This is a genomic window from Metapseudomonas otitidis (genome assembly GCF_011397855.1).
Lineage (GTDB): Bacteria > Pseudomonadota > Gammaproteobacteria > Pseudomonadales > Pseudomonadaceae > Metapseudomonas > Metapseudomonas otitidis.
The window spans coordinates 1400815-1416800 of record NZ_AP022642.1 but is presented as its reverse complement, the minus strand read 5'-3'; the positions used below and the strand labels follow the sequence as shown (position 1 = coordinate 1416800).

At 69.7% G+C, this 15986-nt stretch carries 17 protein-coding genes; 1 reads left to right on the top strand and 16 read right to left on the bottom strand.

Annotated elements, in window-relative coordinates:
- Positions 1-41 precede the first annotated feature (41 nt).
- Positions 42-440 (top strand): nuclear transport factor 2 family protein, encoded by a 399-nt coding sequence (locus tag PotMrB4_RS06660; RefSeq protein WP_044409344.1) that lies wholly within the window; start codon positions 42-44, stop codon positions 438-440.
- A gap of 4 nt (positions 441-444) precedes the next feature.
- Here PotMrB4_RS06660 and PotMrB4_RS06655 read toward each other — a convergent pair whose 3' ends face one another.
- The 16 genes from PotMrB4_RS06655 to PotMrB4_RS06580 form a co-directional block, all read right to left on the bottom strand.
- Positions 445-1761, bottom strand: a complete 1317-nt coding sequence (locus PotMrB4_RS06655; protein ID WP_172432838.1) for an Nramp family divalent metal transporter — start codon at positions 1759-1761, stop codon at positions 445-447.
- 102 nt (positions 1762-1863) lie between these two features.
- Positions 1864-2364 carry a hypothetical protein gene (locus PotMrB4_RS06650; protein WP_197939508.1) on the bottom strand — a complete coding sequence of 167 codons (501 nt, stop codon included), beginning with the start codon at positions 2362-2364 and terminating at the stop codon, positions 1864-1866.
- A gap of 143 nt (positions 2365-2507) precedes the next feature.
- Positions 2508-2810 carry a ribbon-helix-helix domain-containing protein gene (locus tag PotMrB4_RS06645; RefSeq protein ID WP_044409347.1) on the bottom strand — a complete coding sequence of 101 codons (303 nt, stop codon included), beginning with the start codon at positions 2808-2810 and terminating at the stop codon, positions 2508-2510.
- 142 nt (positions 2811-2952) lie between these two features.
- Positions 2953-3534: a DJ-1/PfpI family protein gene (locus tag PotMrB4_RS06640; RefSeq protein ID WP_044409348.1), complete on the bottom strand. Its 582-nt coding sequence runs from the start codon at positions 3532-3534 to the stop codon at positions 2953-2955.
- Positions 3535-3619: 85 nt separating this feature from the next.
- Positions 3620-4180, bottom strand: a complete 561-nt coding sequence (locus PotMrB4_RS06635; RefSeq protein WP_172432837.1) for a DUF2846 domain-containing protein — start codon at positions 4178-4180, stop codon at positions 3620-3622.
- Between the two features lie 76 nt (positions 4181-4256).
- Positions 4257-5414, bottom strand: coding sequence for a phospholipase D-like domain-containing protein (locus PotMrB4_RS06630; RefSeq protein ID WP_160482633.1), 1158 nt, complete (start codon positions 5412-5414; stop codon positions 4257-4259).
- Positions 5411-5992 carry a YceI family protein gene (locus tag PotMrB4_RS06625; RefSeq protein WP_044409364.1) on the bottom strand — a complete coding sequence of 194 codons (582 nt, stop codon included), beginning with the start codon at positions 5990-5992 and terminating at the stop codon, positions 5411-5413. The genes PotMrB4_RS06630 and PotMrB4_RS06625 overlap by 4 nt, the downstream gene beginning before the upstream one ends.
- Before the next feature lie 109 nt (positions 5993-6101).
- Positions 6102-7409, bottom strand: coding sequence for an OprD family outer membrane porin (locus PotMrB4_RS06620; RefSeq protein ID WP_172432836.1), 1308 nt, complete (start codon positions 7407-7409; stop codon positions 6102-6104).
- Between the two features lie 182 nt (positions 7410-7591).
- The gene (locus tag PotMrB4_RS06615; protein ID WP_160482610.1) at positions 7592-8362 is read right to left on the bottom strand and encodes an IclR family transcriptional regulator; all 771 of its coding nucleotides are present in this window, start codon (positions 8360-8362) and stop codon (positions 7592-7594) included.
- A 70-nt stretch (positions 8363-8432) separates the two neighbouring features.
- Positions 8433-9920, bottom strand: a complete 1488-nt coding sequence (locus PotMrB4_RS06610) for an amidase (protein ID WP_172432835.1) — start codon at positions 9918-9920, stop codon at positions 8433-8435.
- The gene (locus tag PotMrB4_RS06605) at positions 9917-11251 is read right to left on the bottom strand and encodes a citrate-proton symporter (protein ID WP_172432834.1); all 1335 of its coding nucleotides are present in this window, start codon (positions 11249-11251) and stop codon (positions 9917-9919) included. Before PotMrB4_RS06605 ends, PotMrB4_RS06610 begins: the two co-directional genes overlap by 4 nt.
- Before the next feature lie 13 nt (positions 11252-11264).
- Complete coding sequence (locus PotMrB4_RS06600) at positions 11265-12467, bottom strand: M20 aminoacylase family protein (protein ID WP_172432833.1); 1203 nt, start codon at positions 12465-12467, stop codon at positions 11265-11267.
- A gap of 119 nt (positions 12468-12586) precedes the next feature.
- Positions 12587-12919, bottom strand: coding sequence for an amidase (locus tag PotMrB4_RS06595; protein ID WP_172432832.1), 333 nt, complete (start codon positions 12917-12919; stop codon positions 12587-12589).
- Positions 12916-14031 carry a serine hydrolase domain-containing protein gene (locus PotMrB4_RS06590; RefSeq protein WP_172432831.1) on the bottom strand — a complete coding sequence of 372 codons (1116 nt, stop codon included), beginning with the start codon at positions 14029-14031 and terminating at the stop codon, positions 12916-12918. The genes PotMrB4_RS06595 and PotMrB4_RS06590 overlap by 4 nt, the downstream gene beginning before the upstream one ends.
- A gap of 224 nt (positions 14032-14255) precedes the next feature.
- A complete protein-coding gene (locus PotMrB4_RS06585) occupies positions 14256-15041 on the bottom strand; it encodes an oxygen-binding di-iron domain-containing protein (protein WP_044409827.1) in 786 nt (261 codons plus the stop codon).
- A gap of 142 nt (positions 15042-15183) precedes the next feature.
- A complete protein-coding gene (locus PotMrB4_RS06580) occupies positions 15184-15801 on the bottom strand; it encodes a hypothetical protein (protein ID WP_172432830.1) in 618 nt (205 codons plus the stop codon).
- Positions 15802-15986 lie beyond the last annotated feature (185 nt).

The following is a 15986-nucleotide window of genomic DNA, read 5'->3' as shown; positions in this document are numbered from 1 at the left end:
GCGCAACCCCGAACCGACCCATTTGCGACAGGACCTTGACCATGACCGCAGCCGAACTGGTGAAAGCCTATTACGACGCCTTCAACGCCGGGGACATGCCGGCCTTCCTCGCCCTGCTCAGCGAGGACGTGGTGCACGACATCAACCAGGGCGAGCGCCAGCAGGGCAAGGCGGTGTTCGCCGCCTTCATGGAGAAGATGAACCGCTGCTACAAGGAGCGCCTGACCGACATCGTCATCATGCCCAGCGCAGACGGCAGCCGCGTGGCCGCCGAGTTCGTGGTGCACGGGCAGTACCTGGTGGGTGACGAGGGCCTGCCACCGGCCCGCGGCCAGACCTACGTGCTGCCGGCCGGCGCCTTCTTCCACGTGCACGCCGGCAAGATCGCGCGGGTGACCAACTACTACAACCTGACCGACTGGATCGAGCAGGTCAGCTGAGGCCTCAGGCCAGCCAGAAGTACAGCAGCGTCAGGTTCGCCAGGGCGATCAGCCCGAACAGCGCCCAGGCCAGCAGCGCCACCGGCAGGCTGTTGGCGAACGGCCCCATCAACCGCCGGTCGCTGGTGAAGCGGATCAGCGGCCACAGCGCGAAGGGCAGTTGCAGGCTGAGCACCACCTGGCTCAGCACCAGCAGCTTGCCCACCGCCCCTTCCCCCAGCCAGAGCACCCCGGCGATCGCCGGGGCCAGCGCCAGTGCGCGGGTGATCAGGCGCCGCTGCCAGCAGGGGATCTTCGCCTGCAGGAAACCCTCCATCACCACCTGGCCGGCAATGGTGCCGGTGAAGGTGGAACTCTGCCCCGCCGCCAGCAGCGCGAAGCCGAACAGGAAGCTGGCCAGCGCACCGCCCACCAGCGGGTCCAGCAGGTGGTAGGCGTCCTGGATCTCCACCACCTCGGTGTGGCCGTTGCCATGGAAGGCGGCGGCGGCCAGCACCAGGATGGCGCCATTGACCAGCAGCGCCAGGGACAGCGAGCCGATGGTGTCGAACCGGGCGAAGCGGATGGCGCTGCGCTTGCTGGCCTCGTCCTCGCCGTTGACCCGCGTCTGCACCACCGAGGAGTGCAGGTAGAGGTTGTGCGGCATCACCGTCGCCCCGAGGATGCCGATGGCCAGGTACAGCGGCTCCTGCCCGCTGAGCACCTCCCAGCTGGGCCGCAGCCCCGCCGCCACCTCTGGCCAGTGCGGCCGCACCAGCAGCAGCTCGATGAAGAAGCAGGCGCCGATGGTGGCGATCAGCCCCAGCACGATGGCCTCCAGCCGGCGGAAGTTGGCGCCCTGCAGCGCCAGCACGATCAGCGTGTCGAATGCCGTCAGCACCACGCCCACGGTCAGCGACACCCCCAGCAGCAGGTGAAAGGCCAGGGCCGCGCCGAGCACTTCGGCCAGGTCGGTGGCGATGATCGACAGTTCCGCCAGCAGCCATTGCCCCCGCGCCACGCCGGGGCGGTAGCGCTCGCGGCAGAGCTGCGCCAGGTCACGCCCGGTGGCGATGCCCAGCCGCGAGCAGAGGCTCTGCAGCACCATGCCCGACAGGCTCGCCAGCACCACCACGAACAGCAGCGCATAGCCGAAGCGCGACCCGGCCTCGATGGCGGTGGCCCAGTTGCCGGGGTCCATGTAGCCGACCGAGACCAAGAGGCCCGGGCCGAGGAACAGCATCAGCCGGCGACCCAGGGAGGCGCCTGAAGGAATGGTCACGCTGTGGCTGACGGCGGAGGGGCAGAACGGCGCAGTGGCCGTGGTGGGCAGCTTGTACATCGCGGAACGCGCCGGGAAGGGAGATAGCGCAGCTTAGACTCCTCGCCGGCGCGGGCAAAGGCGTCGTGGCAACCGGCCGGGAGGCCGGTTGCCGGGTACGGATCAGAGCTTGGCTTCGAGGGCCTTGCGGATCGCGTCGGCGCGGGCGTCCACGTCGTCGACGTTGCTGAACGGGCGGAAGTTCAGGTTCAGCACGCCGCCGTCGAAGGCCACGCCGTCCTGGTAGGCGCTGGAGGGTGCCGTGGCCTCGTCGTAGCGCACCACCACCTTGCTCAGCTTGGCTTTCAGGGCCTGCTTGCCCATGTCGTCCACGGCAATGGCGGACAGGGCCTTCTGCAGGGGCACGAAGTAGATCTGGGTCCAGAAACCGTCCTGGGCGTAGTTGGCGGACTGGTCGGGCAGCGCAATGGTGTTCCATTGCACGTCCAGCGGCAGCTCGTAGCCGGCAGCGGCCTGGATGGCCTTGACCTGGTCGACGTAGACGCCCTGCTCGTAGGCGGTGATGGCGCGACGCTCGGCCAGGGACGGCTCGGCGAAGGCCGGCGCACCGGCCAGCAGGCAGGCAGCAAGGGCGGTGAGGGTGATGAAGCGTTTGGCAGCCATGAACAACTCCTGGGGCCATCGAACCCCGACCGCGAATGCAGCCGGTGGACGCGCGGCGGTGGCCTCCCTGCCACGCGCGGGGGCAAGACTACCCGAGCAGGCTGGGGCGATCCGCCGACCGCCTCATGTTTCCGACCAATCGGTCACCCGGTGCGGCGCGGGACCAGGCTCAGCCCGGCCGCCGTGCTGCGCTGGGCCAGGTAACGGGTGCAGCTCACCCGCAGGAAGGAGGCGAAGTTCACCACCTCGCCACGGTAGTCCATCACTTCGTCGTAGAGCTTGGTGATGAGCTGGTTGGTGGTCATGCCGTCCACCTCGGCGATCTCCCGGAGGATGTCCCAGAACTGGTTCTCCAGGCGCAGGGTGGTGACCACGCCCCGGATGCGCAGGGAGCGCGAGCGGGATTCGTAGAGGATCGGGTCGGCCTTTACATAGAGCTCGCACATGGGGCGGGTCCTTTATCGGGTGATCCTGAATCGTGCAGGGGCGGCTTCGGTCGCCCAGCGGTGCGCCACGGCGCCAGCGTGATGGTCGCGCCCCTGGCGCCGCACCGCAGTATGCAGGACGGCGCAGGGATTCTGCGCCTCGTTACAGGCTGATCCGCGTCCCCAGCACCTCGAGGAACTTCGCCAGCCAGGCCGAATGGGCCGGCCAGGCGGGGGCGGTGACCAGGTGGCCGTCCACGTGGGCGTGGTCCACGGCGATGTCGACGAACTCGCCACCGGCCAGGGCGACTTCCGGTGCGCAGGCCGGGTAGGCGCTGCAGGAGCGGCCCTTGAGCACGCCGGCGGCGGCCAGCAGTTGCGGGCCGTGGCAGACGGCGGCGATGGGTTTCTTCGCGGCGTCGAAGGCTTTCACCAGCTCGATCACCCGGGCGTTCAGGCGCAGGTATTCGGGGGCACGGCCGCCGGGGATCAGCAAGGCGTCGTAGTCCTCGGCGCGGACGCGGTCGAAGTCGAAGTTGAGGGCGAAGTTGTGGCCGGGCTTCTCGCTGTAGGTCTGGTCGCCTTCGAAGTCATGGATGGCGGTGCGCACGGTCTGCCCGGCGACCTTGTCGGGGCACACGGCGTGGACGGTGTGGCCGACCATGCCGAGGGCCTGGAACGGCACCATGGTTTCGTAGTCTTCGGCGTAGTCGCCGACCAGCATCAGGATCTTCTTGGCTGCCATTGCGGGGTCCTCCCAGTCAGGGCTCAGGGTGACAAAGGTAGCCAATCATCCTCCCCCGCGTGGCCCCCTGGGTAACACCCGGCTACTACAGGGGCTGGCCGTTGGCGTCGATGCGCAGCAGCGGTTGCACCTGGCGGGTGGCGGCGATCTCCTGGCGGCCCAGCGCCTCGCCCACCAGCTGCAGCGGGCCGTCGCCCTGGGGCGGGAGCTCGGCGTTCTTCGGCGGCGGATTGAGCTCGTCGTAGCGCAGGTAGTAGGTGCCGCCGGCACCGACCTCGAAGGCGAAGCTGGTGATCTGGGTGAAGTCGAAATAGCCGCCGGCCAGCAGCGTCCAGTAGGTGCCCATCAGCGGGCGGCGCATCTCCAGGCGGTAGTTGGCGACGTCGAACTCCAGGGCCAGGTAGCCGTTGCTCGGCAGGGTGCCGATCAGCCGGCCGTCGAGGAACAGCCCAGGCGCCTCCAGCTCCTGGTCGGCCCAGTCGCTGCGGGGGCGGTAGATGTAGACCAGGGCATGGTCGCCGTCCCGGGGCGCCAGCGCCTCGAAGGCCGGGCCGTCGGTGGCGCCGAAGAAGGCACCGGGGGTGGAACAGGCGGACAACAGCACGACCAGCAGGGGCAGCAGGGGCAGCAGCAGCGGACGGCGCATGGGCACATCTCTCGTTATGGGGTGCAGGGAGCGTAGCCGGCGGCGGGCCACTGCCGACACCCGACAAAGGTTCGGCTCAGCGGCGGCGGTCCAGCAGGTTCACCGCCAGGCGGTCGAGCCAGCCCCACAGGCGCTGGTAGAAGCGCTTGAGCAGCGGCCGGGCGTGCCAGTCCTCCAGGGTGATCTCGCGGCTGTCGTCGAAGTCGCGGCCGAGGGAGGCCGCCACCTGCTCGGTGAAGTGCCGGTCCAGGGCCTCGACGTTGGCTTCGAGGTTGAAGCGCAGGTTCCAGTGATCGAAGTTGCACGAGCCGACGCTGACCCAGCCGTCCACCAGCACCATCTTCAGGTGAAGGAAGCGCGGCTGGTACTCGAAGATCCGCACGTTGGCCCGCAGCAGGCGCGGGTAGTAGCGCTGCCCGGCGAAGCGCACCGGCGGGTGGTCGGTGTTGCGCCCGGTGAGCAGCAGGCGCACGTCCACGCCGCGCCGGGCGGCCTTGATCAGGGCGCGGCGCACCTTCCAGCTGGGCAGGAAGTACGGCGTGGCCAGCCACACCCGCTCCTTGGCATTGCGCAGGCTGCGCACCAGGGACTGGACGATGTCCAGGTGCTGGCGGGCGTCGGCGTAGGCCACCCGGCCCATGCCCACGCCGGCCGAGGGATAGGGCGGCAGGTGGCTGAGCCCCGGCGCCTCGTCCGGCAGCCAGGGACGGCGACGCAGGTTGGCCAGCCACTGGAAGTCGAAGATCAGTTTCCAATGCACCACCAGCGGCCCGTGGATCGCCACCATGGCCTCGTGCCAATGGCTTTCGGCCTCGCCGGGCTGCCAGAAGTCGTCGGTGGAGCCAGTGCCGCCTACATAGGCGACGCGGTCGTCCACCACCAGGATCTTGCGGTGGTCGCGGTAGAAGTTGTTCGCCCCACGCCGCCAGCGGATGGGGTTGTAGAACTGCAGCAGCACACCAGCCTCGGCCAGCCGCCCGCGCAGGGCCTGGCCGAGCTTCTGGCTGCCGAAGCCGTCGAACAGGCAACGCACCTTCACCCCCCGCCGCGCGGCCTGGCAAAGCACCTCCACCAGGGCCTCGCTGCAACGGCCGTCCTCCACCAGGTAGAGCTCCAGGCTGACGTGGTGCTCGGCCCGGTCGATGTCGGCCAGCATGGCGGGAAAGAAGCTCGGCCCGTCGATCAGCAGATCGAAGCGGTTGCCGGACTTCCAGGGGAAGATGTGGCCCATCAGCGCGCCGTGAAGATCAGCACGGCGCCCACCGGCACCGAGCTGCTGATGGAGGAGAGCCCCGCCAGTTGCTTGAGGGTGCCCAGGCCTTCCATCAGGCCGAAGTCCTCCGCCTGCAGCACCAGCGGGGCCAGGGTCACCACCTGGAAGCGGCGGTCATCCAGCCGGGTGGCCAGCAGCTCGGCCTGGTACTCGTGCTCGCGGCCGTGCAGCGTCACCTTCAGCGGCAGGCGCAGCTCCAGCTGGGCGCCGGGGGCCAGGTCGGTGATGGGGCGCAGGTCGATCTGGGCGTGCACCTCGGCCTCGGGGTTGCGTTCGATCTCGAAGAACAGGTCGCGCAGGCGCTGGTCCCGCAGCGGGATGCCGGTGCTCACCGACTCCAGCTCGACGCGCAGGTGAGCCTTGCCGGTTTCGCCGATGCTGCCGTGCAGGGTGAGGAAGCGGTGCACCTCGGAGAGGCTGCCGCCCTTGGTGGAGATGAAGGACAGCCGCGAGGACTCGTTGTCCAGGTACCAGCCCGCATGGGCCGGCAGCGCCAGGGCGCCCAGCAGGGCGAAGACGAGGGGAATGGACGTGCGCATGGGGACTCCTGTTGCAAATCGGCGCCACCTTAAACCGCCGGCCAGCGCACCTGCAAACCAGGGTCGCCGGCCCGTCGCCAGCAGGGCGAGGGCCGGCCTGTCCTTCGGATCAGAAGCTATAGACGTAGTTCAGGTACAAACGTTCGGCGTGGTGGGTGATGATGCCCGCCGGCCCGCGCGAGGCCTGCCGGCGGTCCACCCCGTCGGGCACGCCTTCGGTGTGGAAGCGGTTGTGCAGCCAGGCCAGGCTGAGCCCCTTGAGCGGCCCGTCGAAGCGGTACTGCAGCAGGCTCTGGAACTCCCGCCGGGAGAAGTCGCGGTAGCCGGCGGCGTGGTCGGAGAAGGCGTAGTGGCTGTCCAGCCGCAGCTGGGGCAGGCCGAAGGCGCTGAAGTCCATCCCGGCCATGAGCTTGACCATGGCCTCGTCCTCGGCGCCGAAGTAGTAGAACAGCTTGGCGCTGCTGTTCCAGGTGCCGTGGTCCTGGCGGAAGAACGGGCGGTCGAAGTCGCCACCCCGCACCCGGTTGTAGGCCGCCCCCAGGGTATAGGTGGGCGTGCGGTACTTCAGCGACAGGTCGGTGTAGCGCGCCCGGTGCTGCCGCTCCGCCTCGAACAGGCCGCGCACGCCCTCGTGCTCGAACAGGCGCCCGGCGTCCTGCTGGGCGCCGAGGGTGCCCGCGAGGTCGATGAAGCGCTCATCCCCCAGGGCCAGGCTGTGCTCCAGCTTGATGGAGCCGACCTTGAGGTAGTCCTCGGCCAGGCTGTACTCGGCGGTCAGGCGGCTGGTGGTGGGCAACGTCCACTCCACGGCCACCAGGTGCAGTGCCTCGATGCGCTGGCCACGGAAGTTGCGCAGGGTGTCGGACCAGCCCGACTCGTTGCGCGCACTGAAGCCGGTGAGCCGGCTGTAGCGCAGGGCGCGGCCCTCGGCGCGCCACTCCAGGTCCGTCCCCAGGGTGGAGGGCGGCAGGATGCGGCTGAAGGGGTCGTCGTAGTACTGCCCGTAGCGCCGGCTCTTCTTGCCGAGCCCCAGTTGCAGGTAGCCGTCGGCCACCGGGAGCCGCCCGCGCAGGTAGGCCTCCACCGGCTTGGCGATGCCGTGGGGCGACTGCACGCTGCGCCCGGCTTCCAGGTTGCTGATGCTGGTGGCCTCGTGGCCCACGTGCAGCGCATCGGCCAGGCCGTAGGCGTAGTCCACGCCGAACAGGTCGCGGTACCAGCCGGAGTTGAAGCTGAACAGGGCGGCCTGCACCCATTCGTCGCGGTTGGGGCCGACCTCGCCGCCGTCGTTCTCCTTCCAGTAGAACTGGCTGTAGCGCAGCGACGTGCGGCTGTCGTCGATGAAGGGTTCGGCATGGCACGCCCAGCCGGACGCCAGGCACAGCAGCCCGGCGAGGCCTTTCTCTCGCAGGTTCATCTCGTTGTCCTTCTTGTTGTTCTGGATGAAAGGTGAGGCTGTCCGGACAGGCATGCCCATTGTGGGCGGCCGCCCCCGACGGGCAATCGAAATGGGTTCCACCGGGTGGAATGGCGGGCGGGCGATGGTGCAGGCGACAGGAAGCCGGGCAGGCCTGCCCGGCGGGAGGGTGGGCCGGCGGCCTAGGCCAGCCGGCCCTGCAACAGGTCGACGGTGCCGGCGAGGTCCTGCAGGTGCTGGCCGCTGACCCGCTCGACGCTGTCCTGGTCGCGGGGCCAGTGCAGGGCGACGCTGCCCACCACCCGCCCCTGGCGCCGCACCGGCAGGGCCACGGCGCGGATCAGGAAGGGCAGGCGCACGGCATATTCCCAGCTGCCCTCGGTGCGCTCGCCATAGCCCTGGCGGTGGGCCTGTTCATGGACCCGCTGCAGCGCCTCGCCGGGCAGGCCGTGGCGTGCGGCGAGGCGCTCCAGGTCGGTGGGCTCCAGGGCAGCGACGCAGGCCTTGCCCATGGCCGACTGGTGCAGGCTGGCCTTGAGCCCCACCACCAGGCGGTTGTTCGGATAGCGCCGACGCAGCACCTGGGGCACGGCGCTTTCCACCACCAGCAGGTCGTCGCCGTCGAAGAACGACAGGTCCGCCACCAGGCCGGTGCGCTCGGCCAGCTCGCTGAGCAGCGGCGAGGCGCGCTCCACCAGTTGCCGGAGGAAGCGCTGCTGCGGGTCGCCGAACAGGCGCTCGGCGGTGAGCCGGTAGCGCCGGTCGCACAGCCCCCGGTACAGCCAGCCCTGCTCCTGCAGGGTGTGCAACAGGCGCGACACCGTGGCCTTGGGCAGGCCGGTGAGGTAGTGCAGCTCCTCCAACCCCAGGGCGTCATGGGCGCCCAGCAGTTCGAGGATGCCCAAGGCGCGCTCCACCGAGCGCACCGTGCCGCTGTCTTCTCGTGTTTGCATACCCGCCTCCCCTCCCCCATGGCGATGACAGGCGCCAGCAAGATACGGGCCTTGGCCAGCCCGTGATCGCTCAGTTGGCGGATGGCCAGCCCAGCAACGCGGGCGGGCGCCGCGCCACCCAGCGGGTCTGTTGCTCGTGGGCATGGGCCAGTTGCAGCACCGCCAGGTCGGCGCGCGCCGGGCCGATCAGTTGCACGCCCATGGGCAGCCCGGCCTCGCCGAAGCCCACCGGCACGCTCATGGCCGGCAGGCCCGCGAGGCTCACGCCGATCACCACCTCCATCCAGCGGTGGTAGCTGTCCATGGCGCGGCCGGCCACCTCGGTGGGCCAGGGCTGGGCCGAGTCGAAAGGGAACACCTGGGCGCTGGGCAGCAGCAGGAAGTCGTAACGCTCGAACAGCGCCGTCACCACGCGGTACCAGTCGCTGCGGTCCACCGAGGCCTGGTGCACCGCCTCGGCGCTGAGGCCCAGGCCACCCTCCACCTCCCAGCAGGCTTCCGGCTTGAGCCGCGCGCGCCGCGCCGGGTCGGCGTACAGCGACCCCAGGCTGCCGGCCACCAGCCAGTGGCGGTGCACGCACCAGCAGCGCCAGAGCCGCTCCGGATCGTAATCCGGCACCACCGGCTCCACCTCGCAGCCCAGGGCGCGGAAGTCCGCCAGCCCGGCCTCGCACAGCGCCAGAAGCCCCGCCTCCATGGGCAGGTGGCCACCCAGGTCGCCAAGCCAGCCGATGCGGGTGCCGGTGAAGTCCCGCTCCAGCGGGCCCTCCAGGTCCTGGCTGGACAACTGCGCCAGGGGCACGCCCGCCGCCGGTCCGGCCTGGGTACGCAACAGCGCGGCGACGTCGGCCACGCTGCGGCCCATCGGCCCTTCGGTGGCCAATTGCTGGACGAACAGCTCCGGGGTCGGGCCGAAGGGCACCCGCCCCAGGGACGGGCGCAGGCCGTAGACGTTGTTGAAGGCCGCCGGGTTGCGCAGCGAGCCCATCATGTCGCTGCCGTCGGCCACCGGCAGCAGGCGCAGGGCCAGCGCCACCGCCGCCCCGCCGCTGCTGCCGCCGGCACTGCGGCTGGGGTCGTAGGCGTTACCGGTGGTGCCGTGTACCGGGTTGTAGGTGTGCGAGCCGAGGCCGAACTCGGGGGTGTTGCTGCGCCCGATGAACAGCGCCCCGGCCGCCCGGGCGCGGGCCACCACGTAGGCGTCGTGGCGGGTCACCTGGTCGGCGAACAGTGGGGAGCCGAGGCTGGTGCGCAGGCCGGCGGTGGCGGCCAGGTCCTTCGGCGCCTGGGGCATGCCATGCATCCAGCCCAGCCATTGCCCGTTGGCCAGTTGCCGGTCGCGCTGCTCCGCCTCGGCCAGCAGGCGCTCCTCGGGCTGCAGGTCAACCAGGGCGTTGACCACCGGGTTGAGGGCGTGGATGTGCTCCAGGTAGGCCTGCATCACCTCGCGGCAGGCCACCTGACGGGTGCGGATGGCCTCGGACAGCGGCAGGGCATCCAGGGCGACGATCTCCTCGCGCAGGGAACGGGCAGGTGCGGGGGTTCGGGTCAGGCTCATTCGGCAAGGCTCCGGGTGGGCTGGGACAGGGAATGCCGGCGGGCACGGCGCGCCAGGGCGGCAGGAGCGCCTTCGCGCAGGTGCCAGTTGGCGACCAGGCCGAGGCTGGCGGCGAAGACCACATAGTAGGCGGGTGCCACCGGGTCACCGGTGGTCTGGGTAAGCCAGGTGACGATGAAGGGGGCGAACCCGCCGAACAGCATCACCCCCAGGTTGTTCGACAGCGCCAGCCCGGTGGAGCGCACCGCCGCCGGGAACTGCTCGGCGCTGGCGGTGGGCCCGGGGCCGTAGATGCTGCCGATGGCGCTGCACAGCAGCAGCTGCATCACCAGCAGGCGGCCGAGGCCGGGCGCGGTCGCCACCCAGCTGAACAGCGGGTAGACCATCACCAGGAAGGCGAAGGTGCCCACCAGCAGCACCGGGCGCCGCCCGACCTGGTCGGACAGGTGCCCCGCCAGGGGGATCACCAGGGTCATCCAGGCCACGGCGGCCATCTGCACCATGAACACCTGGTCCAGCGGCAGCCCCAGCTGCTTGTGGGCGAAGGTGGGCATGTTCACCAGCACCACGTAGAAGGCCACGGTGCCGCTGATGGTGCAGCCGAGGGTGACCAGCACGGCCCGGCCGTTCTCCCGCAGCATGCGACCGAAGCCGATGTGCTCGCCGCGCTGGGTGTCACGGGCCTCCAGGAAGGCTTCGGTCTCGGCCATGTGCCGGCGCATCCACAGCCCCACCGGGCCGATCAACAGGCCCACCAGGAAGGGCACCCGCCACCCCCAGGCATCCAGCGCCTCGGGCGAGAGCCCGTGGGTGACCAGGGCGCCCATGCCGGAGCCGGCGAACACCGCCAGGCACTGGCCGAACAGCTGCCAGGCGCCATACAGCCCGCGCCGATGGGCCGGGGCGCTCTCCACCAGGAAGGCCGTGGCGCTGCCGTATTCGCCGCCGGTGGCAAATCCCTGGAGCATCCGCGCCACCACGATCAGCAGCGGCGCGCCGAGGCCGATGGCGGCGTAGTCGGGGGCCAGGGCGATCATGGCGATGGAGACGGTCATCAGCAGGATGATCAGCTGCATGGCCGCCTTGCGCCCCCGGCGGTCGGCGTAGAGGCCCAGGAGGATGCCGCCCACCGGGCGCATGAAGAAGCCGACGCCGAAGGTGGCCAGGGCCATCAGCAGCGAGGCGTACTCGTCGTCCGAGGGGAAGAACAGCCGGGCGATGATGCTGGAAAGGAAGCCGTAGACGATGAAGTCGTACCACTCCAGTGCGTTTCCGATGACGGCAGCCGTCACCTGGCGGCTGCGCGAGGCGCCGCTGGCGGATGGTTTCATGGCGGTCTCCGGGTCAGGCGTGGGCGGCGGGTTCGGCGAGGCGCACGGGCGTCACCTGCAGCCAGGATTCGGCCAGGGCGGCCCAGTAGGCGGCACCCCTCGGGAGGATGGCGTCGTTGAAGTCGTAGGCGGGGTTATGGACCATCGGCCCGTCACCGTTGCCGATCATCAGGTAGCTGCCGGGGCAGCGCTGCAGCATCCAGCCGAAGTCCTCGCTGCCCATGAGGGTGGGCGCGTCCTGCACGGCGTCGGCACCGGCCAGGTCGAGGGCGACACGCCGGGCGAAGGCAGTCTCGGCGGGGTGGTTGACGGTGACCGGGTAGGCCGGCCGGTGTTCGATCTGCACCTGGCAGCCATGGCTGGCGGCGTGGCCACGGATGATCGCCATCACCCGCTGCAGCTGGCGCTCGCGCACCGCCGGGTCCAGCGCACGCAGGCTCAGGCGCAGGCGGGCCGTCTGCGGGATGACGTTGGCCGCCTCGCCGGCCTGGAAGGCACCGATGCTGACCACCGCCGCCTGTTGCGCATCGATGTGGCGGGCCACCACAGTCTGCAGGGCCATGACGATGTCGGCACCGGCCACCAGCGGGTCAACGCACAGGTGCGGCATGGAGCCGTGCCCGCCGACGCCTTCGAGGGTGACCTCCAGCAGGTCCTGGGAGGCCATCACCGGCCCGGCGCGGAAGGCCAGTTGCCCGGCCGGCAGGCCCGGCATGTTGTGCATGCCGAACAGGGCATCGCAGGGGAAGCGCTCCAGCAGGCCGTCCTCCAGCATGGCCAGGGCGCCGCCCTGCCCTTCCTCGGCGGGCTGGAAGATCAAGTTGAGGGTGCCGTCGAAGCGTCCGGCCTGGGCCAGGTAGCGGGCGGCGCCCAGCAGCATCACGGTGTGGCCGTCGTGCCCGCAGGCGTGCATGCAGCCGGCATGGCGGCTGATGTGGGCGGCCGCGCCGGCCTCGTGGATGGGCAGTGCGTCCATGTCGGCCCGCAGGCCGAGCCGCGCCGTACCCCGGCCACGGCGCAGCACACCGACCACGCCGGTGCGGCCGATGCCGGTGTGCACTTCGTAGCCCCAGCCGCGCAGCAGGCGCGCCACCAGCTCGGCGGTACGGTGCTCCTCGAAGCCGAGCTCGGGGTGGGCGTGGATGTCGTGTCGCAAGGCACGCAGCTCATCGGCGATGTCGTCGAGCCAGGCCTGGATGGGAGCGAAGCGGGTCATTGTTGTTGTTCTCCTCGTCCGGTGGAGACCGCCCGGGGCGGTCGGTCTCCAGCTAACCGCGCGGGGCGGAGGAGAACAATCGAAGGTGGTTCCACAGGGTGGAACCCGAGCGCGCGGCCTCAGGGCAGCGGGTCGGGCTCCGCCAGCAACTGGCAGCCCTGGCGCTCGCCGAGCCAGGCAGCGGTGTTGTTGCGCCCCAGGCCACGGGCGGTCACGCGCTTGCCGGCGGCATCGTCGAGGAAGCCGCTGATGGGCACGTACTGCTTCACGTAGCCCTGGCAGTAGTCCGCCGCGTTGTGCATCACGTAGCGGCAGGAGCAGTACTCCTTGGCGGTGTAGGCGCTGATGATGCCGGGGAAGGCCTGCAGGTGGACGCGGTTGTGCCAGGCCAGGCCGGCGAGCAGGAGCAGCAGCAGGACGAGGACGCTGAGCACGGGACGGCGGCGGATCATGGCTTCACCTCCGGGGCGAAGGCGGCCAGGGCCAGTTCGAGGAAGCGATCGTGCTGGTAGGTGCCGTCGCGGTCGTCGGCGTAGCGCACGATCACCAGCTTCTCGGTGGGCAGCACGTAGAGCGCCTGGCCCCAGTGGCCGAGGGCGGCAAAGGCGTCTTCCGGGGCGTGCGGCCAGGGCTTCGGCGCGCCCTCCACCACGCGGTTGAGCCACCAGTGCCCGCCGGGGACGGCTTCGCCGGGCTGTTTCGGGTCCGGCCGGTAGTCGGCGAAGGGCGTGCGGTTGAAGGCCACCCACTCGGCGGGCAGCAGTTGCCGCTCGCCCCAGCGACCGTTGCGCTGCATGAGCAGGCCGACCCGGGCCAGGTCACGGGCGCTGAGGTAGGCGTAGGAGGAGCCGACGAAGGTGCCGGCGGCGTCCCGCTCCCACACGGCGGAGCGGATGCCGAGGGGCTCGAACAGCGCGGTCCAGGGGTAGTCCGGGTAGGCGGCCTCGCCCACCATGCCGCGCAGGGCGGCGGAGAGCACGTTGCTGTCGCCGCTGGAGTAGCGGAAGCGCTTGCCGGGCACGGCGTCCAGCGGGTGCTCGGCGGCGAAGGCGGCCATGTCGCCACGGCCTCGGGTGTAGAGCATGGCCACTACGGAGGACTTGAGCGGGGCGTATTCGTAGTCCTCCTGCCAGGCCAGGCCGGAGGCCCAGTGCAGCAGGTGCTGCACCTGCACGCCGGGGTGGCTGGCGAAGGCGGGGTAGTGGCGGGCGACCGGGTCGTCCAGCTTGAAGCGCCCCTCGCCAAAGGCCACACCCAGGGTGGCGGCCAGCAGGCTCTTGCTCACCGACCAGGTGAGGTGCGGCGTCTGCGCCTGGGTGGGGCCGGCATAGCGTTCGTAGACCAGCTCGCCATCGCGGATCACCACCACCGCGTCGCTGCGCACGCCCTGGCGCTGGGCATCGTCACGGGCGGGAAAGGCGTAGCGCTCGAAGGCGTCGAGGGCGGGGCTGCTGGCGGCGGGGGTGGTCGTCCAGTCAGGATCGGGCCAGCGTTCCGCCTGGGCGGGCAGCACGGCGGCAAGGCCAAGGGCCAGGCACAGGGCGCGGAGCAGGGACATGGGCATCGGCAGGCCTCTTGTTGTAGGAAGAGGCCGACCCTAGCACGGGTTGATGACAGTCAAAAGCGCCGAACGCGCCGCGAAAGGTGGCCATTCCAGACAACTTCGGGGCAGTACCACGGCGTGGGCGATCCCGCAAAAAAACCGGCGGGAGGCGCAGGCTTCCGGCCGGTTTCCGTGTGCGCGCCTGGCGAACGCGAACCTGCTGCAGGTGCGTTCGCCTCGGGCTGTCAGCGAGGCAGCTGGTAGTCCTCGGGGCCCATCAGGTCGAGGCCGCAGTCGAGGTTCTCGATCCAGTAGAGGAAGGCGCTGATCATTTCCTTGCCGACGAAGGGACGGCCGTGCTGCGGCACGATCATCTCCAGGTCCATGCCACGGACCATCGCGGCCCACAGGCGGCAGGCCTTGTTGCCGGCCATGTAGCGCCGGTGGAAGCCTTCCATCTCCGGCACATGGTTGGTGAAGTCGCGCACCGGGGAGGCGTCTTCGGTCATGGACGCGCCCATGTCGCCGGAGAAGAGGATCTTGCTCACCGGGTCGTACAGTTGGAAGTTGCCCACCGAGTGCAGGAAGTGCGCCGGCACCGCCTTGAGGTTGCAACGGCCGAGCGGGATCGACTGGCCACGGTCAGGCAGCGCGATGATGCGGTCGTAGGTGGAGATGCCATGGCTGATGGCCAGGTAGTTGGCGGTCAGGTGCGGCAGGAAGCGCGCCCAGAGCTTGGAGCAGACCACCTTGGCGCGGGTGTGCAGCAGCCACTTGTCCAGGGACGCGATGATGTCCGGGTCCTGGTGGGAGGCGAAGATGTAGGTCAGGTCCTGCACCGGGATGTGCTTGGACAGCTCCAGCGACAGCGGGGTGTAGGTCAGGTCGCCGCCCGGATCGAGCAGCAGGTACTGGTCATGGTCGGTGATCAGGAACTGGTTGGACTGGATGCCGTCCCCACTGACCAGATCGTCGAACAGCATGCATTGGTGGGTGCCGTTGTCGAACAGCACGATGGGTTCACGGCGCATGGACACCTCGGATTCGGTTGCGGCGCACAGCATGCGGAGCCCCTTGTCCGGGCGTACTGATCTGTGTCAAGCGCCCCCTTCGTCAAGGGAGCAAAGGTCGCAGGGAGGCGCGCTGCGTCGCAATCCGCGACAGCCGAGGGGCTTAGGGGTGCTGCTCCAGATCCACCAGTCGACTGGTGGGGCCATCGGCCCGCAGGCGCTCGCGGACCAGGGCCGGCCATTGGGTGCGGGCGCGGCGTTTGGCGATGGCGTAGGTGAAGTTTTGCAGCGCATTCATAGGGGCAAACAAGGCGCTTAGCAGGATCAGCATCACGTCGTCATAGCCCAGGAAGTTCCGCCCCTGCTTGGCCTTGTACTCGCGCGTCAGGATGCCCCAGTGCAGGCGGGTCCACTGCCCGCGCGTCTTACGTACCTCCAACAGACTCTGGTTGAACTCGGGCGACTCGCTGTGCCTGCCGTGTTCATTGAACCAGGGCCCGTTATCCATGTAAGTCCGCAGGTACTCCCAGAAGCCCAACTGCATCTCCAGGCTCTTGCTGATGGGCGAGCCCAGGTTGATCACCACCTGCTCCTCAGGGTGGCCGTAGCGGTGCAGCAGCACTTCCAGCGCGGTATGGCGCATGCCGCCGGTGTACAACCCCACGGTATCGAAGGGATAGGCCGCAGCAGCGATGCCGTCCCAGGGGGTGTGGTACAGCTCGCCGTCCTGCTCGAAGTACAGCTCGCGGGTGCGACGGTTAAGCAGGATCGGCAGGGGCATTGGGCGGAAGATTTCCAGTAGGAAAGGCACTAGCAGGGCCACACTAATCAAGGCTAAACACGCCCACCCTGGCCCAGTTCTGCCATCCAAGAAAAAAGCTATTGAGAAGCCTCCAAATATCAGTAGCACGCCTCCCCCCAACGCCCCGGTCCACATCCCCCGATCTGCACTCTCGCCGTGCTCAA

What these genes read in the sequence shown, in the direction of transcription:
- PotMrB4_RS06660 (WP_044409344.1), top strand. Translation starts at nt 42, where the DNA reads ATGACCGCAGCCGAACTGGTGAAAGCCTATTACGACGCCTTCAACGCC.
- PotMrB4_RS06655 (WP_172432838.1), bottom strand. Translation starts at nt 1,761, where the DNA reads ATGTACAAGCTGCCCACCACGGCCACTGCGCCGTTCTGCCCCTCCGCC.
- PotMrB4_RS06650 (WP_197939508.1), bottom strand. Translation starts at nt 2,364, where the DNA reads ATGGCTGCCAAACGCTTCATCACCCTCACCGCCCTTGCTGCCTGCCTG.
- PotMrB4_RS06645 (WP_044409347.1), bottom strand. Translation starts at nt 2,810, where the DNA reads ATGTGCGAGCTCTATGTAAAGGCCGACCCGATCCTCTACGAATCCCGC.
- PotMrB4_RS06640 (WP_044409348.1), bottom strand. Translation starts at nt 3,534, where the DNA reads ATGGCAGCCAAGAAGATCCTGATGCTGGTCGGCGACTACGCCGAAGAC.
- PotMrB4_RS06635 (WP_172432837.1), bottom strand. Translation starts at nt 4,180, where the DNA reads ATGCGCCGTCCGCTGCTGCTGCCCCTGCTGCCCCTGCTGGTCGTGCTG.
- PotMrB4_RS06625 (WP_044409364.1), bottom strand. Translation starts at nt 5,992, where the DNA reads ATGCGCACGTCCATTCCCCTCGTCTTCGCCCTGCTGGGCGCCCTGGCG.
- PotMrB4_RS06620 (WP_172432836.1), bottom strand. Translation starts at nt 7,409, where the DNA reads ATGAACCTGCGAGAGAAAGGCCTCGCCGGGCTGCTGTGCCTGGCGTCC.
- PotMrB4_RS06615 (WP_160482610.1), bottom strand. Translation starts at nt 8,362, where the DNA reads ATGCAAACACGAGAAGACAGCGGCACGGTGCGCTCGGTGGAGCGCGCC.
- PotMrB4_RS06610 (WP_172432835.1), bottom strand. Translation starts at nt 9,920, where the DNA reads ATGAGCCTGACCCGAACCCCCGCACCTGCCCGTTCCCTGCGCGAGGAG.
- PotMrB4_RS06605 (WP_172432834.1), bottom strand. Translation starts at nt 11,251, where the DNA reads ATGAAACCATCCGCCAGCGGCGCCTCGCGCAGCCGCCAGGTGACGGCT.
- PotMrB4_RS06600 (WP_172432833.1), bottom strand. Translation starts at nt 12,467, where the DNA reads ATGACCCGCTTCGCTCCCATCCAGGCCTGGCTCGACGACATCGCCGAT.
- PotMrB4_RS06595 (WP_172432832.1), bottom strand. Translation starts at nt 12,919, where the DNA reads ATGATCCGCCGCCGTCCCGTGCTCAGCGTCCTCGTCCTGCTGCTGCTC.
- PotMrB4_RS06590 (WP_172432831.1), bottom strand. Translation starts at nt 14,031, where the DNA reads ATGCCCATGTCCCTGCTCCGCGCCCTGTGCCTGGCCCTTGGCCTTGCC.
- PotMrB4_RS06585 (WP_044409827.1), bottom strand. Translation starts at nt 15,041, where the DNA reads ATGCGCCGTGAACCCATCGTGCTGTTCGACAACGGCACCCACCAATGC.
- PotMrB4_RS06580 (WP_172432830.1), bottom strand. Translation starts at nt 15,801, where the DNA reads ATGCCCCTGCCGATCCTGCTTAACCGTCGCACCCGCGAGCTGTACTTC.